The sequence below is a fragment of the Streptomyces sp. cmx-18-6 genome, from assembly GCF_046548915.1.
Classification (GTDB): Bacteria; Actinomycetota; Actinomycetes; order Streptomycetales; family Streptomycetaceae; genus Streptomyces.
In genome coordinates, this window is the sequence record NZ_JAEBEP010000006.1 from 308,887 (window position 1) to 333,948 (window position 25,062).

Here is a 25,062-nt window from a genome sequence, read left to right on the forward strand (position 1 = left end):
GAGGGCCGGTTCAGCTCTCGGTGTCGCCGTTGATGAACTTCTCGACGTTCTCGCGAGCCTCGTCGTCGAAGTACTGCACGGGCGGGGACTTCATGAAGTAGCTCGAGGCCGAGAGGATCGGGCCGCCGATGCCGCGGTCCTTGGCGATCTTCGCCGCGCGGACGGCGTCGATGATGACACCGGCCGAGTTCGGGGAGTCCCACACCTCGAGCTTGTACTCCAGGTTCAGCGGGACGTCACCGAAGGCGCGGCCCTCGAGGCGCACGTACGCCCACTTGCGGTCGTCCAGCCAGGCCACGTAGTCCGAGGGGCCGATGTGGACGTTGTCCGCACCGAGCTCGCGGTCACGGATCTGCGAGGTGACGGCCTGCGTCTTCGAGATCTTCTTGGACTCCAGGCGCTCGCGCTCGAGCATGTTCTTGAAGTCCATGTTGCCGCCGACGTTCAGCTGCATCGTGCGGTCCAGGACGACGCCCCGGTCCTCGAAGAGCTTCGCCATCACGCGGTGCGTGATGGTGGCGCCCACCTGGGACTTGATGTCGTCGCCGACGATCGGGACACCGGCCTCGGTGAACTTGTCCGCCCACTCCTTGGTGCCGGCGATGAAGACCGGGAGGGCGTTGACGAAGGCGACCTTGGCGTCGATGGCGCACTGCGCGTAGAACTTCGCGGCGACCTCGGACCCCACGGGCAGGTAGCAGACGAGGACGTCGACCTGCTTGTCCTTGAGGACCTGGACGACGTCGACCGGGGCGTCCACGGACTCCTCGATCGTCTCGCGGTAGTACTTGCCCAGACCGTCGTGGGTGTGGCCGCGCTGGACGGTGACGCCCGTGTTCGGCACGTCCGCGATCTTGATGGTGTTGTTCTCGCTGGCGCCGATGGCGTCCGCGAGGTCAAGGCCGACCTTCTTCGCGTCGACGTCGAAGGCGGCGACGAACTCGACGTCGCTGACGTGGTAATCGCCGAACTGGACGTGCATCAGGCCGGGCACCTTGCCGGCCGGATCTGCGTCCTTGTAGTACTCGACGCCCTGCACCAGCGAGGCGGCGCAGTTGCCCACGCCTACGATGGCTACGCGAACCGAACCCATTCCGGTTGCTCCCTGTGTAATCGGTGATTCCGATGAAGTCGCCGCGGAGTGCGGTGACTTCACTTGGCGGTGTCGACGGACGGATCCGGCGGGGTGTCACCCCGGCGCCGGGGCAGGCCGTCCGTCTCTCCTGATGTGTCCTGCTGAGCCGAGCCCTCGGGCCCGGACCGTCTCCGGTCCCGTCCCGACCGCTCGCTCTCGATGAGCTCGTTCAGCCAGCGCACTTCGCGCTCCACGGACTCCATGCCGTGCCGCTGCAGCTCAAGTGTGTAGTCGTCGAGTCGTTCACGTGTGCGGGCGAGGGAGGCGCGCATCTTCTCCAGACGCTCCTCCAGCCTGCTGCGCCGGCCCTCGAGCACCCGCATGCGCACCTCGCGTTCGGTCTGGCCGAAGAAGGCGAAGCGTGCGGCGAAGTGCTCGTCCTCCCAGGCGTCCGGACCGGTGTGCGAGAGCAGTTCCTCGAAGTGCTCCTTACCTTCCGGCGTCAGCCGGTAGACGATCTTCGCCCGCCGTCCCGTGAGGGAGGTGGCGGGCGCGGCGTCCGCGGCCTCGTCGGCCGGTTCCTCGATCAACCAGCCGCTGGCCACCAGCGTCTTGAGGCAGGGATAGAGCGTGCCGTAACTGAACGCCCGGAAGATCCCCAGCGAGGTGTTGAGGCGTTTGCGCAGCTCATAGCCGTGCATCGGGGATTCGCGGAGCAGACCGAGCACGGCGAACTCGAGGATGCCGGAGCGTCGGCTCACGGGCGCCTCCTCCTTCTGCCGTCGCTTCCGCGGGACCGTCCGCGGGGATGCACTGCTGCGGTTATGCCGCACTGATGTATCGACTCGATACATCAGCACGATAGATCGCGCCGTGCGGTTCGACAAGGGTGACCTTCGTGAGCGACGTCACATCGCCAATTCGTAGGAAGTGACTTGCGTTGTTTGGGGTGAACTTCGGCCCTAGGAGGGTTTTGACGGTGCGTAGTCTGTGCGGCATGCAGACCACCGGGAACCGCGAGGCGCCGTTGTGCGTCAGTCATCGCGGACTGCCGGATGTACTGCGGATGGGCCTTCCGCAGGGCTTGTCCGTCATTCGGGGGGACCGGATCTCAACTGCCGCTTCCAGGCGCTCTCGCCTGCCCGAGGAGTAGTCGTTCCATGAGCGAGCACCGTCGCAAAACGCCTCAGTCACAAGGTGGCGGGCGCGCCGCGGCCAGAAAAGCCGCCCAGCAGTCGGCGGGACGCCGAACAGCTCCATCACGGAGAGCCACCTCCGCGTCACCTTCCGAATCGCCGTCCGAGTCGTACGGCGAAGAGCGCCCGCATGTCGGCCGCGCCGAGGCCCGTCGCGCCGCCCAGCGAGGCGGCCGGCGTCGTGGCGCCGAGGCGGACGGCGCGTCCGGAGGCCACGGGGCCGGCGGTGGGGGCAGACGGCGTGGCGGGGGCGGCGGTTCCGAGGGGCCGCGCGACAGGGGCGACGGCGGGCGGCCGGGCAAGAAGCGCTTCATCGACTACCCGCGGATCGGCAGGCGCGGCTTCCGCCGCTGGGTGCCCTCGTGGAAGCTGGTCTCGGGCCTCTGTCTGGGCTTCCTGGCGCTGTTGATCGGCGTGGCGGGCCTTTCGTACGCCTGGGTCGAGAAGCCCGACATCAATAAGACGGCGAAGGCGCAGAACAACGTCTACTACTGGGCCGACGGCTCGCAGATGGTGGCGACCGGCGGTGCGATCAACCGCCAGGAGATCAAGATCGACCAGATCCCGGTGGCGATGCGCAACGCCGTGATCTCGGCCGAGAACAAGAGCTTCGAGACGGACCAGGGCATCGACCCCAAGGGCATGGGCCGCGCGCTGTTCAACATGGCGACCGGCGGTGACACCCAGGGCGGGTCGACCATCACCCAGCAGTACGTGAAGAACTCGTGGCTCAGCCAGGACCAGACGCTCACCCGTAAGTTCAAGGAACTCTTCATCACGCTGAAGGTCGGCAGCGAGATGGAGAAGGACGACGTGATGGCGGGCTACCTCAACGTCTCGTACTACGGGCGGGGCGCCTCCGGTCTCCAGGCCGCGGCCCGCACGTATTACGACAAGGACGCCACCGACCTGGACGCGAGCGAGTGCGCCTTCCTGGCCACCCTGCTCAAGGGCGCGAGCTACTACGACCCGGCCGGCGCCCCCGACGTCGACGCGAAGAACGCGACCAAGAAGAAGAACACCGACCGGGCCAAGGCGCGCTGGAGGTGGATCCTCGACGAGCAGGTCAAGGACGGCCGGATGACGGCGGAGGAGCGGGCCACGTACAAGAAGTTCCCCATGCCGCTGCCGCCGAAGAAGGACGCCAAGCTGGGCGGTCAGACGGGTTACCTGGTGGAGCTCGCCAAATGGAACTTCCTCTCCAACAACGACCGGGGCTTCAACGCCGAGCAGCTCGGCATGGGCGGCTTCGAGATCCACACCACCTTCGAGAAGGAGAGGGTGGAGGAGCTCGCCGCCGCGGTGGACAAGGTCTACAAGGCCAAGATCAGGCCCAAGGAGCGTCCGAAGACGGACACCCACGTCGAGTTCGGCGGCGCCTCGGTGGACGCGAAGACCGGGGCGATCATCGCCACCTACGGCGGGCAGGACGCCACCAAGCACTTCACCAACAACGCCGACGCCACCGGCGCGCAGGTCGGCTCGACGTGGAAGCCCTTCGTCCTGGCCGCGGGGATGCAGTACGGCGTGCGCGATCCGGAGCTCGGACGGGAGCAGAGCGACTCCCAGCGGACCAAGATCTCCCCGAAGAGCGTCTACAACGGCGACGACAAGCTCCAGATCAAGGACTACAACGGCGAGGTCTGGAAGAACGAGGCCGGCAAGGAGTGGCGCCAGACGAACGACGGCGATGAGAGCTACGGCGACATCGACCTGCGGTACGCCATGGAGAAGTCGGCCAACTCCCCCTTCGTCCAGCTCGGCATGGACGTCGGGACGGACAAGGTGAGGGACGTCGCCGTGGCGGCGGGCCTCAAGGACGACAAGTTCATGGCGAACTCCTCCGTTCCGTCGTTCTCCATCGGAACCTCCTCGCCCAGCGCCATCCGGATGGCGGGCGCCTACGCCACCTTCGCCACGAGCGGCCAGCAGAACGACACGTTCTCGGTCACCGAGGTGAAGAAGGGGGGCGAGGTCGTCTACCAGCACAAGAAGAAGTCCAAGCGCGCCTTCACCCCGCTCATCGCGGACAACATCACCGATGTGCTGAAGAACGTGGTGGAGAACGGAACGGGCACCCCCGCCCAGCTCCCCGGCCGGGAGGTGGCGGGGAAGACGGGTACGACGGACGGCAACAGGTCCGCCTGGTTCGTCGGCTACACCCCGCAGTACTCGACGGCGATCAGCATGTTCCGGCTGGACGACGACGAGACCAACGCCGACCGTCAGTTCGAGAAGATGTTCGGTACCGGCGGCGAGCAGAAGATCCACGGAGCCTCGTTCCCGGCCTCGATCTGGCACGACTACATGTCCGGAGCGCTGAAGGGGAAGAAGGCCCTGTCGTTCCCGAAGCCGCAGCCCATGGGCGACACCATCTGGGGCGGCGGAGCGGTCAGCCCGACGCCGAGCCCGACGCCGAGCCCGACGCCCTCCCCGACGCCTTCCACCGAGGAGCCGCCGCCGCCCCCGTCCCCGACGCCCACGACGCCCTCGCCCACGCCCAGCAAGACCTGTGACACCTGGGACTGGCCGTGCCAGAACCCCAACGGCGGGGCGAACGCCGGAGCGGACGGCGGGGCGAACGCCGGCGCCGATGGCGGTGCGGACAACGGCGGCACCGTCGACGGCGGGGCGAACGCCGGAGCGGACGGCGGTACGGCCGACGGCGGCACCACCGAAGGCACGACCGAAGGCGCCAACGGGTGGAACGGCGGCAACAACAACGGCGGCGGCAGCCTGTGGAGCGGCCCCAGCGGATAGCCGCACCCGTCCGGAGTCCGCGAAAGCCCGGACGGCCGCAGGCGAGGGCCGCCGCACCCCACCGGGTGCGGCGGCCCTCGCCGCGTTCCGGGCGGCGACAGGCCGCGCCTCGCGCCTTCCCGGCGGCTTTCCCGCCCGGCCCGGGCTGCCCTCGCGCCTTCCTGGCGGCTTTCGTACGCGCGCCCTCCCAGGGGCTCTCCGGTCCGGTCCCGCCCCGCGCTCGTCGCGCCCTTTCGCGCGAGCCCCTCCCGTGTCCCCGGGCGGTCCAGGCCCGTGCCACAGCCCCGTACGGCAGGATGTGCGGCATGCCTAGCCCCAGCGCAGAGGACACGAGCGTGCAGCAGCAGGAGCGGCCCGTCGTGCGGCCCACCGATCAGGACGAGGTCGCGGCGGCGGGGAGCGAGCTGTTCGGCGGTCGGGCAGGACGCTGGGCGCGGCTCGGCGACGGTCCGCTGACGCCCGTGCGGGTCGTCGCCCTCGTCGCCATCGGGATGTTCGCCCTCGGCATGGTGCAGAAGATCCCCTGCTACGAGTGGGCCTGGTTCCGCGGAGCCACCTCGCAGTACACGCACGCCTGCTACTCCGACATCCCGCACCTCTTCCTGGGACGCGGCTTCGCCGATGGGCTCGTGCCGTACTTCGACCGGCTGAGCGGCGACATGCAGTACCTGGAGTACCCCGTACTGACCGGGCTGTTCATGCAGGTCGCGGCCTGGCTGACGCTGACGCCGGACAGCGACCCCATCCAGCAGCGCGAGCAGATGTACTGGATGGTCAACGCGGGCATGCTGATGGTCTGCGCGGTGGTCATCGCCGTGTGCACCGTACGCACGCACCGCCGGCGTCCCTGGGACGGCCTGCTGGTCGCGCTGGCCCCCGCCTTCGCGCTCACCGCCACCATCAACTGGGACCTGCTGGCCGTCGCCCTGACGGCCGCGGCGATGCTCATGTGGTCCCGGAGCCGGGTGCTCGCATTCGGCCTCCTCATCGGCCTCGCGACGGCCGCCAAGCTGTACCCCGTCCTGCTGCTCGGCCCGCTCCTGGTGCTCTGCTGGCGCGCGGGCAGGTGGCGCGAGTTCGCCACGGCGCTGCTCGGCGCGGGGGCGGCCTGGCTGACGGTGAACCTGCCGGTGATGCTCTACGCCCCCGAGGGGTGGCGGAAGTTCTACACCTTCAGCCAGGAGCGGCCCATCGACTTCGGCTCGTTCTGGCTGATCATCACCCAGCGCACCGGCAGGCCCATCGACGTGGAGACGGTGAACACCGCGTCCGTGGTCCTGATGGTCGTGTTCTGCGCGGGCATCGCGGGCCTGGCGCTGACCGCCGCGCGCCGGCCGCGCTTCGCCCAGCTGGCGTTCCTGGTGGTGGCCGCGTTCGTCCTGACGAACAAGGTCTACTCACCGCAGTACGTCCTCTGGCTGATCCCGCTCGCCGTGCTGGCCCGGCCGCGCTGGCGGGACTTCCTCATCTGGCAGGCGTGCGAGGTCATGTACTTCCTCGGGATCTGGTCCTACCTCGCCTACACGGGCGACGGCGACCAGAACAAGGGGCTGCCGCAGGAGGGGTACCAGGTGGCGATCGCCCTGCATCTGCTGGGCACGCTGTACCTGTGCGCCCTGGTCGTACGGGACATCCTGCGGCCCGGGAAGGACCCGGTGCGCGCCGACGGGTCGGACGACCCCTCGGGCGGGGTGCTCGACGGGGCCCCGGACGCGTTCGTGCCGGCGCGCGAGGCCCGCCGAACGTCCGGATACGCGGCCTCGACGGGGGCCGGGCCTCAGGGGGAGTGGGACGCGCCGCCCACCCGGGAGGGCTGACGCTCCGGCCCGGGAGCGGCCCTCAGGACGAGGGCCGCGCCGCCCGGCTCAGCGGTCGACGAGCCGGTCGTACTGGGTGGTGGTGTGGCGCAGATGGGCGACCAGCTCGTCGCCGACCCGCGGCTCCTGCGCGTCCGAGGGCACGAACAGGATCGACACCTGCATGTGCGGCGGCTCCGCGAACCACCGCTGCTTGCCCGCCCAGACGAACGGCGACAGGTTCCGGTTGACCGTGGCCAGACCGGCGCGCGCGACGCCCTTGGCCCGCGGCATCACCCCGTGCAGCGCCTTGGGCGCCTCCAGGCCGACCCCGTGGGACGTACCGCCCGCGACGACGACCAGCCAGCCGTCCGACGCGGCCTTCTGCTGGCGGTAGCCGAACCGGTCGCCCTTGACGACGGGCGTCACGTCCAGGACGGCCCCCCGGTACTCGGTGGCCTCGTGGTCGCCGAGCCACAGCCGGGTCCCGATCCGGGCGCGGAAACGGGTCTGCGGGAACTGCTGCTGGAGCCGGGCCAGTTCCTCGGCGCGCAGATGGCTCACGAACATGGTGTGCAGCGGCAGCCGGGCGGCGCGCAGCCGGTCCATCCAGCCTATGACCTCCTCGACGGCGTCCGAGCCGTCCGTGCGGTCCAGCGGCAGGTGCAGCGCGAACCCTTCGAGGCGTACGTCCTCGATCGCCGCGTGCAGCAGCCCGAGCTCCTCCTCCTTGACCCCGTGGCGCTTCATCGAGCTCATGCACTCGATGACCACCCGGGCGCCCACCAGGGCGTGCACCCCGTCGACGGAGGAGACGGACCGGATGACGCGGTCCGGCAGCGGCACGGGCTCCTCGCCCCGCCGGAACGGGGTCAGCACGAGCAGGTCGCCGCTGAACCAGTCCTTGATCCTGGCGGCCTCGTAGGTGGTGCCGACCGCGAGGGTGTCGGAGCCGAAGCGGATCGTCTCGTCGGCGAGCCGCTCGTGGCCGAAGCCGTAACCGTTGCCCTTGCAGACCGGTACGAGCCCGGGGAACTGGTCGATCACGGACTTCTGGTGCGCCCGCCAGCGCGCGGTGTCGACGTAGAGGGAGAGCGCCATGGCCGGCCCGGGACCTTTCTGGTGGCTGCGGTGAATGCTGCGGTGAATGCTGCGGTGAATCAGGAACGTACGGCGGGTGCCGCGAAGGTTGTCGGCGTGTGCCGCGAGGGCTATTGAAGCGGGTCAGCGGCGAGACATGTAGATGTCGAGCGCCTTGTGGAGCAGCTTGTTGAGCGGGAAGTCCCACTCGCCGACGTACTCCACGGCCTCGCCGCCCGTGCCGACCTTGAACTGGATCAGGCCGAAGAGGTGGTCGTTCTCGTCCAGCGAGTCGCTGATGCCGCGCAGGTCGTAGACGGTGGCGCCCATCGCGTAACTGTCGCGCAGCATCCGCCACTGCATGGCGTTCGACGGCCGGACCTCACGCCCGATGTTGTCGGACGCGCCGTACGAGTACCAGACGTGCCCGCCGACGACGAGCATCGTGGCGGCGGAGAGGTTCACGCCGTTGTGCCGGGCGAAGTAGAGCCGCATCCGGTTGGGGTCCTCGGAGTTGAGGACCGTCCACATGCGCTGGAAGTACGAGAGCGGGCGCGGCCGGAAGCGGTCGCGGACGGCCGTGATCTCGTAGAGGCGCTGCCACTCGGCCAGGTCCTCGTAGCCGCCCTGGACGACCTCGACGCCGGCCTTGTCGGCCTTCTTGATGTTGCGCCGCCACAACTGGTTGAAGCCCTTGAGGACGTCCTCCAGGGAGCGGTTGGCCAGCGGCACCTGGAAGACGTAACGAGGCTGTACGTCCCCGAATCCGGCGCCGCCGTCCTCGCCCTGCTGCCAGCCCATCTTCCGCAGCCGGTCCGCGACCTCGAAGGCGCGCGGCTCGATGTGGGTGGCCTCGACGTCGCGCAGCCGCTTCACGTCCGGGTCCTGGATGCCGGACTTGATGGCCGCCGAGTCCCAGCGCCGGATGACCACCGGCGGGCCCATCTTCACGGAGAAGGCGCCCTGCTGCTTGAGGTGGGCGAGCATCGGCTGGAGCCAGTCGTCCAGGTTGGGCGCGTACCAGTTGATGACCGGGCCCTCGGGCAGGTAGGCCAGATAGCGCTTGATCTTGGGGAGCTGGCGGTACAGGACGAGGCCCGCGCCGACGATCTCGCCGTCTCTGTCGAACCAGCCCAGGCTCTCCGAGCGCCACTCGGTCTTCACGTCAGCCCACGCCGGGACCTGGCAGTGACTGGCCGAGGGCAGGCTCTGGATGTACGCCAGGTGCTGCTCTCGGCTGATGGTCCTCAGGGTCAGGCTCATGCGGGGGGCTCCTCGGCAGGTGTGTCCCCATCGGTCAGGGGCTCCGGCTCTCGCGCCGAAGCCTACTGTGACCGGGGAGCGCCTGGCCTGGCCGCGTGGGCCCCGGACGCCCGCCGGACAGCCGCGACCGCCTTCGCGGCCGCGGCGGCCCGGTGCGACGGGCCCGGTGCGCCGGTCAGGTGATGACGCCGCCGAACAGGCCGCCGTGCGCCATGCCGAGGTAGAAGCCGACCGCGGAGGCGCCGAGCCCCATGATCAGGCCGAACCGCTCCCAGGTGGTCTTCGAGATGTACTGGCCGTAGAGGCCGGTCAGAATCCCGATCAGTCCCGCCCAGGAGCTGATCAGGTGCAGATGGTGGAACATCGCCGTCACGAAGGCGAGGACGCCGAGCACCCCGGTCACCGCCATCAGGACGTCCTGGACGGGGTGCGGCCTGCCGTCCGTCGCGAAGAGCGAGCCGGTGGCGGGGCGGCCGGCCGAGGACCGGGAGCCGGCGGGACGAATGGTCTGTGCCATGGATGACCTCCTGGCCGGACGGGCGGTGGGATGTCGCGCCTGTCACACCGCATCTGTCTCGATTGTGCTCCCGCGGCCGCGGATCCGCCCTTCGTGCCCGCGCCAGCCGCCCCCCTTCGGGCTCCGGCGGCCACGGGCGCATCCTCCGGAATGCGGTCCGCGTGTGCCCGCTGACCTCCGGATTTCAACCGGAAGCCGGTCTGCGGGTAGTCTGTACGGTCTGCACCGGTGTCTGCCCAGGCCAGCGCGGCGAACCCCTCCCTCAGGAACATCGACGGGAGCGGATCGTCAGTGCCGGGTGTTCTCCTCGGGGACGCCGTTGCGACACGCATCACGACCCTCCTGCCACGGAACGACCGTGGCCGCTGAGTCCAAAGGAGGTGGGTTCCACATGCGTCACTACGAGGTGATGGTCATCCTCGACCCCGATCTCGAGGAGCGAGCAGTCTCCCCGCTGATCGAGAACTTCCTCTCCGTCGTCCGTGAGGGCAACGGAAAGGTGGAGAAGGTCGACACCTGGGGCCGTCGTCGGCTCGCTTACGAGATCAAGAAGAAGCCCGAGGGCATCTACTCGGTCATCGACCTGCAGGCCGAGCCTGCGGTCGTCAAGGAGCTCGACCGCCAGATGAACCTGAACGAGTCGGTCCTCCGGACCAAGGTCCTCCGTCCCGAGATCCACTGAGCTTTCGGCTCAGCGGTTTTCGGGTCCGAGTAGCAGCAAGCAGCCAGCAGCAATCCCGCCGAGAGGTTCACCCATGGCAGGCGAGACCGTCATCACGGTCGTCGGCAATCTCGTCGACGACCCCGAGCTGCGCTTCACCCCGTCCGGTGCGGCGGTCGCGAAGTTCCGTGTCGCGTCCACTCCCCGCATCTTCGACCGGCAGACCAACGAGTGGAAGGACGGCGAAGGTCTGTTCCTCACCTGCTCGGTCTGGCGTCAGGCGGCGGAGAACGTCGCGGAGTCGCTTCAGCGAGGCATGCGCGTCGTCGTGCAGGGCCGGCTGAAGCAGCGGTCCTACGAGGACCGTGAGGGCGTCAAGCGCACGGTCTACGAGCTGGACGTCGAGGAAGTCGGCCCCAGCCTCAAGAACGCCACGGCCAAGGTCACCAAGACCACCGGTCGCGGCGGTCAGGGCGGCCAGGGCGGATACGGCGGCGGTGGCCAGCAGGGCGGCGGCAACTGGGGCGGCGGTCCCGGTGGCGGTGGCCAGCAGGGCGGCGGCGGTGCTCCCGCCGACGACCCGTGGGCGACCGGCGCGCCGGCAGGCGGCCAGCAGGGCGGGGGCCAGCAGGGCGGCGGAGGCAGCTGGGGCGGAAGCTCCGGCGGTTCCGGTGGCTCTGGCGGTTCCGGCGGCGGCTACTCGGACGAGCCCCCCTTCTAGGGCGGCTCGTACCCCACTTCTTGATCACACAGGAGAAACACCATGGCGAAGCCGCCTGTGCGCAAGCCTAAGAAGAAGGTCTGCGCGTTCTGCAAGGACAAGACCCAGTACGTGGACTACAAGGACACGAACATGCTGCGGAAGTTCATTTCCGACCGCGGCAAGATCCGTGCCCGCCGCGTCACCGGCAACTGCACGCAGCACCAGCGTGACGTCGCCACGGCTGTCAAGAACAGCCGTGAGATGGCGCTGCTGCCCTACACGTCCACCGCGCGATAAGGGAAGGGTGACAACAGCATGAAGATCATCCTTACCCACGAGGTCTCCGGCCTCGGCACCGCCGGCGACGTCGTCGACGTCAAGGACGGGTACGCCCGTAACTACCTGGTTCCGCGTGGCTTCGCCATCCGCTGGACCAAGGGTGGCGAGAAGGACGTGGCGCAGATCCGCCGCGCCCGCAAGATCCACGAGATCGCGACGATCGAGCAGGCCAACGAGATCAAGGCCAAGCTCGAGGGCGTGAAGGTCCGTCTGGCTGTTCGCTCCGGCGACGCCGGCCGGCTCTTCGGCTCGGTCACCCCGGCCGACGTCGCTTCGGCGATCAAGGCCGCCGGTGGTCCGGACGTCGACAAGCGTCGCGTCGAGCTCGGTTCGCCGATCAAGACGCTCGGCGGGCACCAGGTGTCCGTCCGTCTGCACCCCGAGGTCGCAGCGAAGCTCGCCGTCGAGGTCGTTGCTGCCTAAGGGCAGAGCTCAGCAGAGCAGGTGAAGGGCCGCACCCCGTTGGGGGTGCGGCCCTTCACTGTGTCCGGGGGATTGTGGGCCGGGTGCTCGGGTGCTCGGGTGCTCGGGTGCTCGGGTGCCCGGGTGCCCGGGGGTTTGTGGGCCGGGGCTGTTTCACGTGAAACAGTGTTCTGAGGGCGGGGCTCAGGCGGACCGTCCTCCGTGACGGGCGCGGACCGTTTCACGTGAAACAGTCCGCAGGGCCCGCGGCTCAGCGGGTCGCCCCGGTGACGATCCACCGGCCGGAGCGGGTACGCACCCACAGGGTGATCAGTCGGACGGCCATCATCAGCGTCATCGCCCACCACAGTGCGGTGAGTCCGCCGCCGAGGGAAGGCACCAGAAGCGCGACGGGGGCGAAGGCGGCCAGCGTCACCAGCATGGCCCATGCGAGATAGCGTCCGTCCCCCGCTCCCATCAGGACGCCGTCCAGGACGAAGACGACTCCGGCGATCGGCTGCGAGAGCGCCACGACCAGGAGTGCGGGGAGCAGGGTGTCCTTCACGGCGGGATCACTGGTGAAGAGCGGGATGAAGAGGGGCCGGGCGAGCATGATCAGCACCCCGAGTGCGATGCCGCAGCCGATGCCCCACTCGACCATGCGGCGGCATGCCTCGCGCGCCCCCTTCTCGTCGTTCGCTCCCAGATAGCGGCCGATGATCGCCTGGCCCGCGATGGCGATGGCGTCCAGGGCGAACGCCGTCAGGCTCCATAGGGAGAGGATGATCTGGTGCGCGGCGATGTCGGTGTCACCGAGCCGGGCGGCCACGGCGGTGGCGATCATGAGGACGGCCCGGAGCGACAGCGTACGGACCAGGAGGGGCACGCCTGCCCGAGCGCTGGCTTTGATGCCGGCGGCGTCGGGGCGCAGGGAGGCTCCGTGTCTACGGGCTCCGCGCACGACCACGACGAGGTAGGCGACGGCCATGCCTGCCTGGGCCAGCACCGTGCCCCAGGCGGATCCGGCGATGCCGAGCCCGGCTCCGTAGACGAGGACCACGTTGAGGATGCCGTTCGCCGTGAAACCGCCGATGGCGACGTACAGCGGGGTACGGGTGTCCTGGAGTCCGCGCAGCACGCCGGTGGCGGCGAGGACGACGAGCATCGCCGGGATGCCGAAGCTGGAGATGCGCAGATACGTGATGGCGTACGGGGCGGCGGTGTCGGATGCGCCGAAGACGTCCACGAGCCAGGGGGCCGAGGGGATGGCGAGCGCCACGACGACGGCGCCGAGCAGCAGGGCGAGCCAGATCCCGTCCATGCCCTGGCGGATCGCGGCGGGCAGATCGCCCGCTCCGACGCGGCGGGCGACGGCGGCCGTGGTGGCGTAGGCGAGGAAGACGAAGACGCTCACGGCGGTCATCAGCAGGGCCGCGGCGATCCCCAGTCCGGCCAGTTGCGGGGTGCCGAGGTGGCCGACGATGGCGCTGTCGACCATGACGAACAGGGGCTCGGCGACCAGTGCGCCGAACGCCGGTACGGCGAGGGCGATGATCTCGCGGTCGTGGCGTCGACGGCCTGTTCGGGGAGTGGTGGGGGCCGGGGTCATGGGGGTCAATCTAATCTTCCACAGGTAAGAGATGCAATGGCCTTGTGTCCCTTACGCAGGGTCCGGTGGGACGTTCATTCGGGCGCCGTTTGCCGTGATCTTGAAATCGGGGTGAAAGTTTTTCTCCCCCACAGTCAGTGGATGGAGAACGTGCAGGTCAGGCAGGTGGTGGTGGTTCCGCTATGAGTTTGTCCACAGTGCTGTCCCCCGTTCCGTGCACAGGTTCCGAGGAGTTCTCCACAGCATCTGGTCCGTCATCCACATGCCCTGTGGATAACCAGATTGGCTGACGGTGGAGACGGGCCTACCGTGGTCCGGCGCCCGCACTCCGTTCCGGCACCGGAATCAGAAGAACCAGACGCGCCGGAAGCGGAGTCGGGCGACTTGTTTGTCGGTGCCGTGCCGTAAGAAAGAGTGGCACGGCTAGGTCCGCGAAGCGGACGGGAGGAGGTGGGCCCGGTGAGCATTCCCGAGCCTTTGGACGACCCCTGGACCGAGGCCGGTCCCGGCGACCGTCTGCCTGTCTCCCGCCCCCGCCGCGGGGACCGCAAGGGCAGTCGCGAGGACCGGCACGACCGGGGCTCGGACGAGGGCTGGGACGGCGGCTCGCCCGGGTTCGAGCGGGTGCCTCCCCAGGACCTGGACGCGGAGCAGTCGGTGCTCGGCGGCATGCTGCTGTCCAAGGACGCCATCGCCGAGGTCGTCGAGGTCATCAAGGGCCACGACTTCTACCGCCCGGCGCACGAGACCGTCTTCACGGCGATCCTCGACCTCTACGCGAAGGGCGAGCCGGCCGACCCGATCACGGTCGCCGCCGAGCTGGTCAAGCGCGGGGAGATCACCAAGGTCGGCGGGGCACCGTACCTGCACACCCTGGTGCAGTCCGTGCCGACCGCCGCCAACGCCTCGTACTACGCGGAGATCGTCCACGAGCGGGCGGTCCTCCGGCGGCTCGTCGAGGCCGGCACGAAGATCACGCAGATGGGATACGCGGCGGACGGGGACGTCGACGAGATCGTCAACTCCGCGCAGGCCGAGATCTACGCGGTCACCGAGCAGCGCACCAGCGAGGACTACCTCCCCCTCGGCGACATCATGGAGGGCGCGCTCGACGAGATCGAGGCCATCGGGTCGCGCAGCGGCGAGATGACCGGCGTCCCGACCGGCTTCACGGACCTCGACGCCCTGACCAACGGCATGCACCCCGGCCAGATGATCGTCATCGCGGCCCGCCCCGCGATGGGCAAGTCCACGCTGGCGCTGGACTTCGCGCGCGCCGCGTCGATCAAGAACAACCTGCCCAGCGTCATCTTCTCCCTCGAGATGGGGCGCAACGAGATCGCGATGCGCCTGCTGTCGGCCGAGGCGCGGGTGGCCCTGCACCACATGCGCTCCGGCACCATGACGGACGAGGACTGGACGCGCCTCGCGCGCCGGATGCCCGAGGTCTCGGCCGCCCCGCTCTACATCGACGACTCCCCCAACCTGTCGATGATGGAGATCCGCGCGAAGTGCCGCCGGCTCAAGCAGCGCAACGACATCAAGCTCGTGATCATCGACTATCTGCAGCTGATGCAGGCCGGCGGGTCGAAGCGTTCCGAGAGCCGTCAGCAGGAGGTCTCGGACATGTCCCGAAACCTGAAGCTGCTGGCCAAGGAGCTGGAGGTCCCGGTGATCGCGCTCTCGCAGCTGAACCGTGGCCCCGAGCAGCGCACGGACAAGAAGCCGATGGTGTCCGACCTGCGTGAGTCCGGCTCCATCGAGCAGGACGCCGACATGGTCATCCTGCTCCACCGCGAGGACGCGTACGAGAAGGAGTCACCGCGCGCGGGCGAGGCCGACATCATCGTCGGCAAGCACCGTAACGGCCCCACGGCCACCATCACCGTGGCCTTCCAGGGGCATTACTCGCGCTTCGTGGACATGGCGCAGACCTGACGGTGGCGTCCGCTGCCGGATAGTCCAGCGCATCAGCGGCCTTCCCGCTGAAGCCGCCCCCGGCCACTCCCGCGTCGGCGAAGCACGCTTCCGAGCCGAGGACGTCCGCTCCGCCATCATCCAAACTCCGGATCCGGCCCACGCGTTGGCCGAGTCAGCAGCGAGGTGGCCGCCGCCGTCAAGCGTCTTATCGGCCCAGGCGAGCGGCCTTGATCGCGCGTTGGGCGAAGACCTCCTCCCGGCGGTCTTCCATCTGCCGCAATGCGTCCTTGCGGTCCCGCCTGGAGAGCCGATCAAGATACGTGCGGCCCGCGAGGTGATCGGTCTCGTGCTGCAGACACCGGGCGAAGTAACCCGTTCCCTCGATGACGAGGGCGTTGCCGTCCTTGTCGAGCCCACGAGCGACGGCACGATCGGTGCGGGGAACCGCCATGCCCGCACCGGGCACGGACAGGCAGCCCTCGAAGTCGTCGACGAGTCGGCGGGCACCCGGATCGGGCAGGTCCAGAACCGGGTTGATGATGTGACCGACGTGCCGGATCCCATCGTCGTCGGGGCAGTCGTACACGAACAAGCGCAGGTCAACGCCAACCTGGTTGGCAGCCAGGCCGGCACCGTCAGCTACCTGCATGGTCACGAACATGTCGTCGATCAACGCCGACAACTCGGGAGTCCCGAACTCGGTCACCTCCCGGCAGGGACGGCTCAGCACCTCCTCACCCACCACGGTGACCCTGCGAACCGAACCCCGTTCCGCCTCCGGTGGCAGAGCAGGACACGTGTCCACCGGGCGGCCTTGCACACGGGCTCGCCGGTCAACGGGACCGGACCGCTCGTGACGAACAGACATGGCCGTCTCCTTCTCACGCACGCCACAGCCGCGGAGGTCACCGCGGCTGATGCCCTCAGCAAGGATTGCCGCTTGCCAAGGTCTTTGCAAAGTAGCAGACTTTGCAAAGTGACTGAAGATGACGTCAACACCCCGGACGACCGGACAGCCGGCACCGGCGAGGAATTGCGTGAGCACGAGGTACGCACAGCCTTGCTGGACCTGCTCGCCGAAGTCGGCGCCGTCACGGCGACCGAAGCCGCCTCCCGGCTGGGCTACAGCTCGGGGCTCTGCTCATTCCACCTACGGCAGCTCGCACGTCACGGGTACATCGAAGAGGCCCCCCACAGCGGGGGCCGCGCACGGCCCTGGCGTCTGAGGCAGCACACCCCCGCTGCCGAAGGTCCTGCGGAGGAGCGGTTCGGCGACTTGGCCCGCGGGCTGGAGGACGAGAGCTGGCGGCGATGGCTGACCCAGCGAGATGAAGCGCCGTCCGAATGGCGCCACGAGGAAGCCTTCAGCGCCGTCGCCTATCTGACGCCCGAAGAGATGAGCCGGGTCGCGAACGTGATCCGACGGGCGCTTGCGCCCTACCAGGACCGTGAACAACGCCCCCTGGCCCGACCCGATGGCGCTCGACCGGTGGCCCTCATCACCCGACTGTTCCCCCTGCTTCCCCACACGGCGGACGACGTGGACCAGGACTGAGGAGCCGCCGGCCTTTTCCACCTCTCATGACGACATCGGTCGACGCCGGGCCGGGGCGGGTGAACCGTTTGGGCGCCGGCGGCGGCCGACGCTTCCGACAGACGCAGAATCCGGGATGCGGCCTCCGGCAGGGAGGCGCATGACCTGGGCGGCCGGGCAACGCTTTCTAGCGACTGGCCCGACGTTCGGCTCGCGATCATGGCAGAGCTCCTTCGCGCGAAGTTCGCTCAGCACGCTGAACCCGCCCAGGTCCTCGTGGCCACAGGGGACGCCAGAATCAGCTACACCGGCTGGTCGGAGTCGCCCTCTGGACAGACGTTCCGGACGGCCGGGGACGGAACTGGGTGAGGCGATTGCTCGAGCTGACCCGTTCCGAGCTTGTCGCCCAGCGATCGCTCCGGCCTCTGGACCCCAGCGTGCTCAACCCCGTGGACCCCAGCGTGCTGAACCCCGTGGACCTCAGCGTGCTCAACCCCATGGACCCCACCGTGCTGAACTGGGAAGAGCTGCTGAGCGCGTCGGCGGTGCCGCGCCCCGACCGCTCGACAGCGCCGACACGATCGGTGCCGGTCGGCGCTGCCGAGAACCCGGTGACAAGTGCGGCGACGTCACATCACGTGCGACGTCCCATCACGCGACGGCGGTCCCCTCCAGCTCGACCAGCTGTCCGGGGATCGCCAGCCGCGTCACTCCGAGCATCGTGGTGGTCGGAGCTACCTGGGCGGCGCCCAACCGCGCCGCCAGCACGCCGTAGTGCTGGAAGAGCAGATCGACGTCGGTCGTGTAGACGTTGAGCCGGACCAGGCTGGCGAGCGACATGTCGGCCTCGCCGAGCACGGCCTCCACGTTGTCGAGGCTCAGCGCCAACTGCGCCGCCATGTCGCCGTCGTGCTGGGGCTTGCCGTCGCCGCTCATCGCGGTCTGCCCCGAGATGTAGAGGGTCCGGGTGTGCCCGGAGACGACCTCGCCCTGATTGAACCCCATCTCCACGGACCAGGTCACCGGGTTGACCGCTGTTCGTCGCATCGCCATGTCAGCTCATTTCTTCGTAGGAAGTACGCACGGCCATCGGCTCCTTGGCCGGTGGCTTCGACGTCGTGCTGACGAGCCTCCCAACAAAACATGACACCCTTGGTCATGCATACGCACCGGGTTCGGGCGGCTCGGGGGCCGGTGTGGGCGAACCCTCAGGCGGAAGCCGGCGCGCTCTCGGCCTCATTTCCGCCGCTTGGGCCGTCGAGTCGGCCCTCGTGTGAGCCCCGGGTGGTGAGGGCCGCGGTGAAGTGGTGCGATCAGAGCGGCGGCCGGGCAGCGGGCAGCGATATTCGGTCCGCCGGTGCGGCCCGTGGCGGCCGGTATACCTCTCGTCAGAGCGGGGTGCGTCCGGTATGGGTTGACCATGAACTCTCCTGATGAAGAACTGCTTCCCAGCACCCGCCGTGCCCTCCTCCACCGCATCGCCACTGCCCAGCGGGACGGCCGGGCGCCCTCGCTCGTGGCCGCCGTGCGACGGGAGGGCCGGATCGTGTGGAGCGGAGCGCGTACGGGGATCGAGGGCCACGCCCCCGACGCGGATACGCAGTACCGGATCGGCTCGATCAGCAAGACGTTCACCGCCGTTCTGGTCATGCGGCTCCGGGACGAAGGGCTGATCGACCTGGACGACCCGCTGGAGAAGCACCTCCCGGGCACCGGGGTGGGTGGTGTGACCGTCTTCCAACTCCTCGGGCACAGCGCGGGGCTGAGTGCCGAGGCGCCTTCGCCCTGGTGGGAGCGGACCCCGGCGAGCCTGCGGCCCGAGCTCTCCGATGTGCTCGGCGAGCGGCCGCGGACGCACTCGGCGGGCCACCGCTTCCACTATTCCAACCCGGGCTACACCCTGCTCGGTTCCCTGATCGAAGCCGTACGCGGCGTCTCCTGGGAGGAGGCGCTGCGCCGGGAGATCCTGGAGCCGCTGGGCATGCGCCGTACGACGTCCGGGCCGGTGGCGCCGCATGCTGACGGCTGGGCGGTCCACCCCTGGGCCGATGTGGTGCTGAGCGAGCCGGCCGAGGACCTCGGACTGATGGCGGCCGCCGGGCAGCTCTGGTCGACCGCCGCCGACCTGTTGCGGTTCGCCGCCTTCCTGGCCGAGGGCGACGACCGGGTCCTGTCGGCCGCGTCCGTACGGGAGATGCGGACGCCCGCATCTCCCGCCGCCGAGGTCGGGACCACCGGTTACGGGCTGGGCCTCCAGGTCGCGAAGACCGACAGCCGCCTCATCTTCGGCCACACGGGTTCGCTGCCGGGATTCGTCGCCGGCCTGTGGTTCAGCGAGGACGACGACATCGCGGTGGTCGCCCTCGCCAACGCGACGTCGGGACTGCCGGCCGCCTATGTGGCCGCCGAGCTCCTGACCATCGTCGCGGACGCGGAGCCGCGGATCCCGGAGCCCTGGCGTCCGCTGCCCGAGGTAGACGATGAGCTGCTGGCCCTGACGGGGGTCTGGCACTGGGGGACCAGCACGTTCACGCTGAGGCTGACCCCGGGCCGGGGGCTGGTGCTCAAGCCGCTGGACGGCAACGGTCGCGGGACGGCCTTCGAAGCGCGGCCGGACGGCACCTGGACGGGGCTCAGCGACTACTACGCGGGGGAGACCCTCCGTGTCGTACGCAAGGACGACGGTTCGGTGGACCACCTCGACCTCGGCTCGTTCGCCTTCACCCGCGAGCCCTACGAAGCGGGGGCGGACGTTCCCGGTGGTCGGGACCCGCAGGGCTGGCGCGGGCTCGGCGGCTGACGCCCGGGGATTCTGACGGGCTGTCGCGCAGGAGGGCGGCGGGGTGGATGTTTCACGTGAAACATCCACCCCGCCGCCCTCCGGGCCGCCAGAAAGTGCGTCCCGCACCGGTCCGCCGGCGGTCAGAGAGTGAGCTTGAAGCCCACATGGCTGGCCGTGAAGCCGAGCCGCTCGTAGAAGCGGTGCGCGTCCTCGCGGGTGACATCCGAGGTCAGCTGGACCAACTGGCAGCTCTGGCGGCGGGACTCGTCGACCGCCCACTGGATCAGCTGCGTGCCGAGCCCGCTGCCCCGCTCGTCGCTGTGGACGCGGACGCCCTCGATGATCGAGCGGGTCGCGCCGCGCCGGGACAGCCCGGGGACGACGGTCAGCTGGAGGGTCCCGACGACACGGCCCTCGCGGACGGCGACGACGACGTGCTGGTTCGGGTCGTCGGCCAGACGCCGGAACGCGGCGCGGTACGGGGTGAGGTCGTCCGGTGACTCGCGCTGCGCGCCGAGCGGGTCGTCGGCCAGCATGGCCACCACGGCCTCGATGTCGGCGTCGGCAAGAGATCGTATTCCAAGATCGCTCATGGTCGGCAGCGTATGCGGTGCGCTGCGGTCAGACCGGAGTCCTCAGCTCCTCGACCGCCCGGACGAGAGGGGCGAGCTCGACGTTCTCCGACGCCTCGTCCAGGGCCGCCCGCAGTGCGCTGTCGTTGGTCGGCCGGGCCGCCGCGAGCAGGGCGAGGCCGGCCTCGGTGACGTCGGTGTAGATGCCCCGGCGGTCGGTGTCGCACAGGTACCGGGTCAGCAGTCCGCGGTCTTCCAGCCGGGTGACCAGGCGGGTGGTGGCGCTCTGGCTGAGCACCACGGCATCGGCCACCTGCTTCATCTGAAGGTGACCACCGGGGCCGTTGTGCTGCCGGCTGAGCACGTCGAGCAGCGAGTATTCGCGCGCACTGAGCCCGTGGCCCGCCTGGAGGGCGCGCTCGATGCGGGCCTCGATCCTTCCGTGGAGCAGGGAAAGAGCGCACCAGCCCTGGGCGAGGGCGGTCAGGGCGGGGTCGGTCGCGGTCATGGTCTCTCCTCCGTGCGGGAGCTGCGCTGCGTGGTTCCAGGATAGGGGACGTCTGCAATAGCCCGCGTTTGCAATTAACCAGCGCATGCAATTATTGTGTACGCCTGTAAGGCGCAGACGCAATCTCCAGGGAAGGTGAAACCCATGCCGCTCGCGCTCCTCGCCCTCGCCATCGGGGCATTCGGGATCGGAACGACCGAGTTCGTGATCATGGGGTTGCTCCCCGAGGTCGCCGCGGACTTCCAGGTCTCGATCCCGACCGCGGGCTTCCTGGTGACCGGCTACGCGCTCGGTGTCGTCCTCGGAGCTCCGCTGATGACCTTGCTGGGCACCCGGGTCACCCGTAAGCGGATGCTGATGCTCCTGATGGGGCTGTTCATCGTGGGCAACGTGGTGTCCGCCCTCGCCCCCGTCTTCGGCGTCATGCTCGCCGGACGGGTGATCGCCTCCCTCGCGCACGGCGCGTTCTTCGGCATCGGCTCGGTGGTCGCCGCCGACCTGGTCGCCCCGCACAAGAAGGCCGGGGCCATCGCCATGATGTTCACCGGGCTCACCGTCGCCAACGTCGTCGGCGTACCGCTCGGCACCCACATCGGGCAGTCCGCGGGCTGGCGCACCACCTTCCTGCTCGTCGCCGCACTCGGCGTCCTCGGCCTCGTCGGAGTCGCCAAGCTCGTCCCCGAACAGCCCAGGGCCGAAGGCGTCCGGATCCGTCACGAGCTGGCCGCGTTCCGCAACGTCCAGGTCCTGCTGGCGATGGCCATGACCGTCCTGGGCTTCGGCGGAGTCTTCGCCGCGATCACCTACATCACCCCGATGATGACCGAGGTCGCCGGCTACTCGGCCTCCTCCGTCACCTGGCTGCTGGTCCTCTTCGGCCTCGGCATGGTCGGCGGCAACCTGGTCGGCGGCAGGTTCGCCGACCGCCATCTGATGCCGCTGCTGTACGTCTCGCTCGGCGCGCTCGCCCTCGTCCTCGGCCTGTTCACCGTGACCGCCCACAACAAGGCCGCCGCCGCCGTCACCGTCGTCCTGATCGGCGCCCTGGGCTTCGCGACCGTGCCCCCGCTCCAGAAACGGGTCCTCGACCAGGCGGCGGGCGCGCCCACACTGGCCTCCGCCGTCAACATCGGGGCCTTCAACCTCGGCAACGCCCTCGCCGCCTGGCTCGGCGGCCTCGTGATCGCGGCGGGTCTCGGCTACACCGCCCCCAACTGGGTCGGCGCGGCCCTCGCCGCCTCGGCCCTGGTCCTGGCGGTGATCTCCAGCCTGCTGGAGCGCCGCGCCTCCACCGGGGGCCGGATCGTCGCGGAGAACATCCCCGAGCCGGCCGCCGACTCCGGGAACATCCCCGATCCGGCCTCCGCCACGGTCACGGCCCGGCACTGACCACCGGGTCGGCCCCGCGACGCAGCCGCACCGCCGGAAGGGCGGTGCGGCTGTCGTGCGTCATCCCGTCGCGATCGTGAGCGGAGCGAACCTGCGGGCGGCGTCGCCCGGCAGATCCGCGAGGCCGTACGTCATCAGCGCAGTGCGGGAGCCCGGCTCCAGCCCGTGGTCCACCAGCCAGCCGAGCAGTTCCTCGTGGCGCGCGTCGACGTCGGCCCGCAGCGGCCGGTCCGTCGTGGCGGCCAGCGCGGCGACCAGGGCCTTCGCGGTCGCGGTGTCCCGTGCGATCAGCGGGCCGACCACATGGGAGTCGCCGCTGGGCCAGAGGCCCGCGTATCCGGTCAGCTCGCCGTCCTCCTCGGCCACCTGGAGCCGGTCGCAGAAGGCCGGGAGCCGGGCGATGAGGTGCGTCCGGTCGGCGCCGAACACCGGAAGGTCCAGCCGGACCATCGCCCGCAGATCGTCCGCCGTGGCCGGGCGGGTGGTCACGCCCGGGGCCGTCCCGGCCCGGCCCGCCGCGCCGTCGCCCCGGAAACGGCCGCCGACCCGGTCGGCCCGGCCCACGTGGGCGAAGCCGAGCTCTTCGTAGAGCCGCTGCCCCTGGGCCGTGGCGTACAGCGCGAGCGGGGTGCTCCCGGCCTCGTCCATCACCTGGCGCATGAGCCGGCGGGCGACCCCCTGGCGGGCGTGGCGGCCGGCGACGAGCAGCATGCCGACGGCGGCCAGCTGCGACCCGTACGACGTCGTCACGCACGCGGCGACCAGGCCGTTCCCATCGGGTTCCGCGATCCCGTACCCCGTGCCCGCGGAGAGGAGCAGGCCCCACCGGTGCTCGTCGCGGGGCCAGCCGCGGTCCTCGCTGAGATCGGCGCAGTGGACCAGGTCCGCCCGGCTGAGACGCCGCACGGGCAGGTCGACGAGGGGCGTGGATGAGGGGCTCGGCATGGAACCAGGCTGTCCGACGCGGTGATCACCCGTCCACCGGTTTCCCCGAAACGCCACCGGTTTTCCGGAACCGTCACCCGATTCCAGAGCCGTCACCAGCCGGAGCCGTCACCCCTGCGTGGTTTCACGTGAAACACGGTCGGGCCGTCAGCCCAGATCAGGAGCGTGCAACGCCCGTACGCCCTCGATGTTGCCGTCCAGATAGTGGCGCAGGGAGAGCGGGACGAGGTGAACGGCGGCGATCCCGACCCGGCTGAACGGCACCCGGACGATCTCGTACTCCCCGCAGGGTTCTTCGACCTCCGGGCCGTGCCGCAGGGAGGAGTCCATCGCCGCCAGCCGGCAGACGAAGAAGTGCTGGACCTTCACCCCCGCCACTCCGGTGTCCGTGATGTGCTCGACGGTGTCGACGAAGCACGGGACGACGTCGACGATCTTGGCGCCGAGCTCCTCGTCGACCTCCCGGTGCAGGGCGTCGACGACAGTGGCGTCCTCCGGCTCGACCCCGCCGCCGGGGGTGACCCAGTACGGATCGACCCCGGGCTTGGTGCGCTTGATGAGGATGAGGTGGTCGCCGTCGAGCAGGACGGCGCGGGCGGTGCGCTTGACCACAGGGCGTTCGGTCATGGCAAGAGCGTGGCCCGTGGAACACCGTCTGAAACTCCCGGCGGCCACCGGAGGGAGCCGCCAGGTGCCCGCAGCGCGCCTTCGCCGTCGCGCACGCGCCCCAAGCGGGCCTCCGCCGCCGTCGCGCTCCCCAGCAGCAGCCAGTAGCACCCGGCAGCACCCGGCAGGGTCCGCTAGCGGACCGCTTCGTCCAGCGCCTGCCCGACGTCGGCCAAGAGGTCCTCCGGGTCCTCCGCGCCGACCGAGAAGCGGATGAAGCCCTCCGGGACGGCGTCGCCGCCCCAGCGGCCCCGGCGCTCGGCGGTGGAACGTACGCCGCCGAAACTCGTCGCGTCGTCGACCAGCCGCAGCGCGGCGAGGAAGCGCTCGGCGGTCTCCCGGTCGGCCAGCTCGAACGACACCACCGAACCGAAGCGCCGCATCTGGCGCACGGCGGTGCCGTACGACGGGTCGGTGGGCAGTCCCGGATACCGCAGCCCGGTGACCTCGGCCCGCTTGCCCAGCGCCTCGGCGAGGGCCAGAGCGGTGGTGCACTGCCGGTCGATGCGCAGCTGGAGGGTGGCGAGCGACCGGTGGGCGAGCCATGCCTCCATCGGACCGGGGATCGCTCCGACCACCTTGCGCCAGCGTCGTACGTCGGCGGTCAGCCGGGGATCGCGGCAGGTGACGTGGCCCAGCAGGATGTCGCCGTGCCCGGTCATGCCCTTGGTGTCACTGGCGACGGAGAAGTCCGCGCCGAGCTCCAGCGGGCGCTGGCCGATCGGGGTGGCCAGGGTGTTGTCGACGGCGACCAGCGCACCCGCCTCGTGCGCCGCCGCCACGAGCCGCCGGATGTCGCAGACGTCCAGGCCCGGGTTGGAGGGGCTCTCGATCCACAGCAGCTTCGCCCCCGCCAGCAGCGCCAGCTGGGCGTCGCCACCGGTCGGGGCGGTCCGAACCTCGACGCCGAAAGCCGTCAGCTGCTCCCGTACGAGCGGCAGCGCCTGGTAGCCGTCGTCCGGCAGCACCACCGTGTCGCCCGCGCGGACCTGGGAGAGCAGCACCGCCGTGATCGCCGCCATGCCGGACGCGAACACCGTCGTGGAGACGTCCTCGCCGGGCGCCTCCAGCTCGCCGATGGCCCGCTCCAGATGGGTCCACGTCGGGTTGGTGTCCCGTCCGTAGGTGTACGGTCCCACCGGTTCGCCGGAGAGGTGGAAGTGCGCGGCGAAGACCGGGCCGGGGAGGGTGGGCTCGTACTGCTCCGGTTCGGGAAGCCCGGCGCGTACCGCACGCGTCCCGTCGCCCATGGTCGTCATGCTGCTCCTTCGCTGCTCTCCCCGGTGAGTACGGGGCTCCGTCCGGTGACTACGGTGCTCCGCCCGGCGGCCGGGACCTCCTGGCG

Annotated in this window: 23 protein-coding genes; 10 read left to right on the plus strand and 13 right to left on the minus strand. The window is 69.9% G+C overall.

From position 1 onward, the window contains the following. Nucleotides 1-10 precede the first annotated feature (10 nt). Together ACLJPL_RS16835 and ACLJPL_RS16840 are read right to left on the minus strand one after the other, a co-directional pair. The gene (locus ACLJPL_RS16835; protein ID WP_411081647.1) at nucleotides 11-1,093 is read right to left on the minus strand and encodes an inositol-3-phosphate synthase; all 1,083 of its coding nucleotides are present in this window, start codon (nucleotides 1,091-1,093) and stop codon (nucleotides 11-13) included. A gap of 59 nt (nucleotides 1,094-1,152) precedes the next feature. Continuing rightward, nucleotides 1,153-1,836 carry a helix-turn-helix transcriptional regulator gene (locus tag ACLJPL_RS16840; RefSeq protein WP_411081648.1) on the minus strand — a complete coding sequence of 228 codons (684 nt, stop codon included), beginning with the start codon at nucleotides 1,834-1,836 and terminating at the stop codon, nucleotides 1,153-1,155. A gap of 399 nt (nucleotides 1,837-2,235) precedes the next feature. Between ACLJPL_RS16840 and ACLJPL_RS16845 the strand changes: the two genes are divergently transcribed. Together ACLJPL_RS16845 and ACLJPL_RS16850 are read left to right on the plus strand one after the other, a co-directional pair. Then, nucleotides 2,236-5,031: a transglycosylase domain-containing protein gene (locus ACLJPL_RS16845; RefSeq protein ID WP_411081649.1), complete on the plus strand. Its 2,796-nt coding sequence runs from the start codon at nucleotides 2,236-2,238 to the stop codon at nucleotides 5,029-5,031. 305 nt (nucleotides 5,032-5,336) lie between these two features. Beyond that, the gene (locus ACLJPL_RS16850; protein ID WP_411081650.1) at nucleotides 5,337-6,848 is read left to right on the plus strand and encodes a glycosyltransferase family 87 protein; all 1,512 of its coding nucleotides are present in this window, start codon (nucleotides 5,337-5,339) and stop codon (nucleotides 6,846-6,848) included. 48 nt (nucleotides 6,849-6,896) lie between these two features. Here the strand turns inward: ACLJPL_RS16850 and ACLJPL_RS16855 are convergent, their stop codons facing one another. The 3 genes from ACLJPL_RS16855 to ACLJPL_RS16865 form a co-directional block, all read right to left on the minus strand. Next, nucleotides 6,897-7,928, minus strand: a complete 1,032-nt coding sequence (locus ACLJPL_RS16855) for an alanine racemase (RefSeq protein ID WP_065482078.1) — start codon at nucleotides 7,926-7,928, stop codon at nucleotides 6,897-6,899. A gap of 123 nt (nucleotides 7,929-8,051) precedes the next feature. Then, nucleotides 8,052-9,170: a lipid II:glycine glycyltransferase FemX gene (locus ACLJPL_RS16860; RefSeq protein ID WP_411081651.1), complete on the minus strand. Its 1,119-nt coding sequence runs from the start codon at nucleotides 9,168-9,170 to the stop codon at nucleotides 8,052-8,054. A gap of 175 nt (nucleotides 9,171-9,345) precedes the next feature. Continuing rightward, complete coding sequence (locus ACLJPL_RS16865) at nucleotides 9,346-9,687, minus strand: hypothetical protein (protein WP_411081652.1); 342 nt, start codon at nucleotides 9,685-9,687, stop codon at nucleotides 9,346-9,348. Nucleotides 9,688-10,078: 391 nt separating this feature from the next. On the opposite strand from ACLJPL_RS16865, the gene rpsF reads away from it, so the two are divergent. From rpsF to rplI, 4 genes are all read left to right on the plus strand, one after another. Then, nucleotides 10,079-10,369 carry a 30S ribosomal protein S6 gene (gene rpsF, locus ACLJPL_RS16870; RefSeq protein ID WP_015609864.1) on the plus strand — a complete coding sequence of 97 codons (291 nt, stop codon included), beginning with the start codon at nucleotides 10,079-10,081 and terminating at the stop codon, nucleotides 10,367-10,369. Between the two features lie 73 nt (nucleotides 10,370-10,442). Continuing rightward, nucleotides 10,443-11,069 carry a single-stranded DNA-binding protein gene (locus ACLJPL_RS16875; RefSeq protein ID WP_411081653.1) on the plus strand — a complete coding sequence of 209 codons (627 nt, stop codon included), beginning with the start codon at nucleotides 10,443-10,445 and terminating at the stop codon, nucleotides 11,067-11,069. 42 nt (nucleotides 11,070-11,111) lie between these two features. Beyond that, nucleotides 11,112-11,348: a 30S ribosomal protein S18 gene (gene rpsR / locus ACLJPL_RS16880; protein WP_003967857.1), complete on the plus strand. Its 237-nt coding sequence runs from the start codon at nucleotides 11,112-11,114 to the stop codon at nucleotides 11,346-11,348. Nucleotides 11,349-11,366: 18 nt separating this feature from the next. After that, nucleotides 11,367-11,813: a 50S ribosomal protein L9 gene (gene rplI / locus ACLJPL_RS16885; protein WP_018513854.1), complete on the plus strand. Its 447-nt coding sequence runs from the start codon at nucleotides 11,367-11,369 to the stop codon at nucleotides 11,811-11,813. Between the two features lie 250 nt (nucleotides 11,814-12,063). Here rplI and ACLJPL_RS16890 read toward each other — a convergent pair whose 3' ends face one another. After that, on the minus strand, nucleotides 12,064-13,401 hold the full coding sequence (locus tag ACLJPL_RS16890) for an MATE family efflux transporter (protein WP_411081654.1): 1,338 nt from the start codon (nucleotides 13,399-13,401) through the stop codon (nucleotides 12,064-12,066). 459 nt (nucleotides 13,402-13,860) lie between these two features. On the opposite strand from ACLJPL_RS16890, the gene dnaB reads away from it, so the two are divergent. Beyond that, entirely contained in the window at nucleotides 13,861-15,339 is a 1,479-nt protein-coding gene (gene dnaB / locus ACLJPL_RS16895; RefSeq protein ID WP_411081655.1) for a replicative DNA helicase, read from the plus strand. A gap of 187 nt (nucleotides 15,340-15,526) precedes the next feature. Here the strand turns inward: dnaB and def are convergent, their stop codons facing one another. Continuing rightward, entirely contained in the window at nucleotides 15,527-16,189 is a 663-nt protein-coding gene (def, locus tag ACLJPL_RS16900) for a peptide deformylase (protein ID WP_411081656.1), read from the minus strand. A gap of 108 nt (nucleotides 16,190-16,297) precedes the next feature. Here def and ACLJPL_RS16905 point away from each other — a divergent pair, with 108 nt between their 5' ends. Next, the gene (locus tag ACLJPL_RS16905; RefSeq protein ID WP_411081657.1) at nucleotides 16,298-16,876 is read left to right on the plus strand and encodes a winged helix-turn-helix domain-containing protein; all 579 of its coding nucleotides are present in this window, start codon (nucleotides 16,298-16,300) and stop codon (nucleotides 16,874-16,876) included. 630 nt (nucleotides 16,877-17,506) lie between these two features. Here the strand turns inward: ACLJPL_RS16905 and ACLJPL_RS16910 are convergent. After that, nucleotides 17,507-17,902 carry a RidA family protein gene (locus ACLJPL_RS16910; protein WP_411081783.1) on the minus strand — a complete coding sequence of 132 codons (396 nt, stop codon included), beginning with the start codon at nucleotides 17,900-17,902 and terminating at the stop codon, nucleotides 17,507-17,509. A gap of 373 nt (nucleotides 17,903-18,275) precedes the next feature. Between ACLJPL_RS16910 and ACLJPL_RS16915 the strand changes: the two genes are divergently transcribed. Beyond that, nucleotides 18,276-19,655, plus strand: coding sequence for a serine hydrolase domain-containing protein (locus ACLJPL_RS16915; RefSeq protein ID WP_411081658.1), 1,380 nt, complete (start codon nucleotides 18,276-18,278; stop codon nucleotides 19,653-19,655). A 122-nt stretch (nucleotides 19,656-19,777) separates the two neighbouring features. Here ACLJPL_RS16915 and ACLJPL_RS16920 read toward each other — a convergent pair whose 3' ends face one another. Both ACLJPL_RS16920 and ACLJPL_RS16925 read right to left on the minus strand, forming a co-directional pair. Beyond that, entirely contained in the window at nucleotides 19,778-20,230 is a 453-nt protein-coding gene (locus ACLJPL_RS16920) for a GNAT family N-acetyltransferase (RefSeq protein ID WP_411081659.1), read from the minus strand. 28 nt (nucleotides 20,231-20,258) lie between these two features. Then, the gene (locus ACLJPL_RS16925; RefSeq protein ID WP_411081660.1) at nucleotides 20,259-20,717 is read right to left on the minus strand and encodes a MarR family winged helix-turn-helix transcriptional regulator; all 459 of its coding nucleotides are present in this window, start codon (nucleotides 20,715-20,717) and stop codon (nucleotides 20,259-20,261) included. A gap of 144 nt (nucleotides 20,718-20,861) precedes the next feature. Between ACLJPL_RS16925 and ACLJPL_RS16930 the strand changes: the two genes are divergently transcribed. Further along, on the plus strand, nucleotides 20,862-22,106 hold the full coding sequence (locus tag ACLJPL_RS16930; protein ID WP_411081661.1) for an MFS transporter: 1,245 nt from the start codon (nucleotides 20,862-20,864) through the stop codon (nucleotides 22,104-22,106). Nucleotides 22,107-22,166: 60 nt separating this feature from the next. On the opposite strand, the gene ACLJPL_RS16935 is transcribed toward ACLJPL_RS16930, so the two are convergent. The 3 genes from ACLJPL_RS16935 to ACLJPL_RS16945 form a co-directional block, all read right to left on the minus strand. Further along, on the minus strand, nucleotides 22,167-23,051 hold the full coding sequence (locus ACLJPL_RS16935) for a GNAT family N-acetyltransferase (RefSeq protein ID WP_411081662.1): 885 nt from the start codon (nucleotides 23,049-23,051) through the stop codon (nucleotides 22,167-22,169). Nucleotides 23,052-23,198: 147 nt separating this feature from the next. After that, on the minus strand, nucleotides 23,199-23,678 hold the full coding sequence (locus tag ACLJPL_RS16940; protein WP_411081663.1) for an NUDIX domain-containing protein: 480 nt from the start codon (nucleotides 23,676-23,678) through the stop codon (nucleotides 23,199-23,201). A gap of 173 nt (nucleotides 23,679-23,851) precedes the next feature. Next, a complete protein-coding gene (locus ACLJPL_RS16945; protein WP_411081664.1) occupies nucleotides 23,852-24,976 on the minus strand; it encodes a cystathionine gamma-lyase in 1,125 nt (374 codons plus the stop codon). Nucleotides 24,977-25,062 lie beyond the last annotated feature (86 nt).

Bases quoted from the DNA above. Each gene is read 5' to 3' on its own strand.
- ACLJPL_RS16835 (WP_411081647.1), bottom strand. From the start codon at position 1,093: ATGGGTTCGGTTCGCGTAGCCATCGTAGGCGTGGGCAACTGCGCCGCC.
- ACLJPL_RS16845 (WP_411081649.1), top strand. From the start codon at position 2,236: ATGAGCGAGCACCGTCGCAAAACGCCTCAGTCACAAGGTGGCGGGCGC.
- ACLJPL_RS16850 (WP_411081650.1), top strand. From the start codon at position 5,337: ATGCCTAGCCCCAGCGCAGAGGACACGAGCGTGCAGCAGCAGGAGCGG.
- ACLJPL_RS16855 (WP_065482078.1), bottom strand. From the start codon at position 7,928: ATGGCGCTCTCCCTCTACGTCGACACCGCGCGCTGGCGGGCGCACCAG.
- ACLJPL_RS16860 (WP_411081651.1), bottom strand. From the start codon at position 9,170: ATGAGCCTGACCCTGAGGACCATCAGCCGAGAGCAGCACCTGGCGTAC.
- ACLJPL_RS16865 (WP_411081652.1), bottom strand. From the start codon at position 9,687: ATGGCACAGACCATTCGTCCCGCCGGCTCCCGGTCCTCGGCCGGCCGC.
- rpsF (WP_015609864.1), top strand. From the start codon at position 10,079: ATGCGTCACTACGAGGTGATGGTCATCCTCGACCCCGATCTCGAGGAG.
- ACLJPL_RS16875 (WP_411081653.1), top strand. From the start codon at position 10,443: ATGGCAGGCGAGACCGTCATCACGGTCGTCGGCAATCTCGTCGACGAC.
- rpsR (WP_003967857.1), top strand. From the start codon at position 11,112: ATGGCGAAGCCGCCTGTGCGCAAGCCTAAGAAGAAGGTCTGCGCGTTC.
- rplI (WP_018513854.1), top strand. From the start codon at position 11,367: ATGAAGATCATCCTTACCCACGAGGTCTCCGGCCTCGGCACCGCCGGC.
- ACLJPL_RS16890 (WP_411081654.1), bottom strand. From the start codon at position 13,401: ATGACCCCGGCCCCCACCACTCCCCGAACAGGCCGTCGACGCCACGAC.
- def (WP_411081656.1), bottom strand. From the start codon at position 16,189: ATGTCTGTTCGTCACGAGCGGTCCGGTCCCGTTGACCGGCGAGCCCGT.
- ACLJPL_RS16910 (WP_411081783.1), bottom strand. From the start codon at position 17,902: ATGCGACGAACAGCGGTCAACCCGGTGACCTGGTCCGTGGAGATGGGG.
- ACLJPL_RS16915 (WP_411081658.1), top strand. From the start codon at position 18,276: ATGAACTCTCCTGATGAAGAACTGCTTCCCAGCACCCGCCGTGCCCTC.
- ACLJPL_RS16920 (WP_411081659.1), bottom strand. From the start codon at position 20,230: ATGAGCGATCTTGGAATACGATCTCTTGCCGACGCCGACATCGAGGCC.
- ACLJPL_RS16925 (WP_411081660.1), bottom strand. From the start codon at position 20,717: ATGACCGCGACCGACCCCGCCCTGACCGCCCTCGCCCAGGGCTGGTGC.
- ACLJPL_RS16930 (WP_411081661.1), top strand. From the start codon at position 20,862: ATGCCGCTCGCGCTCCTCGCCCTCGCCATCGGGGCATTCGGGATCGGA.
- ACLJPL_RS16935 (WP_411081662.1), bottom strand. From the start codon at position 23,051: ATGCCGAGCCCCTCATCCACGCCCCTCGTCGACCTGCCCGTGCGGCGT.
- ACLJPL_RS16940 (WP_411081663.1), bottom strand. From the start codon at position 23,678: ATGACCGAACGCCCTGTGGTCAAGCGCACCGCCCGCGCCGTCCTGCTC.
- ACLJPL_RS16945 (WP_411081664.1), bottom strand. From the start codon at position 24,976: ATGACGACCATGGGCGACGGGACGCGTGCGGTACGCGCCGGGCTTCCC.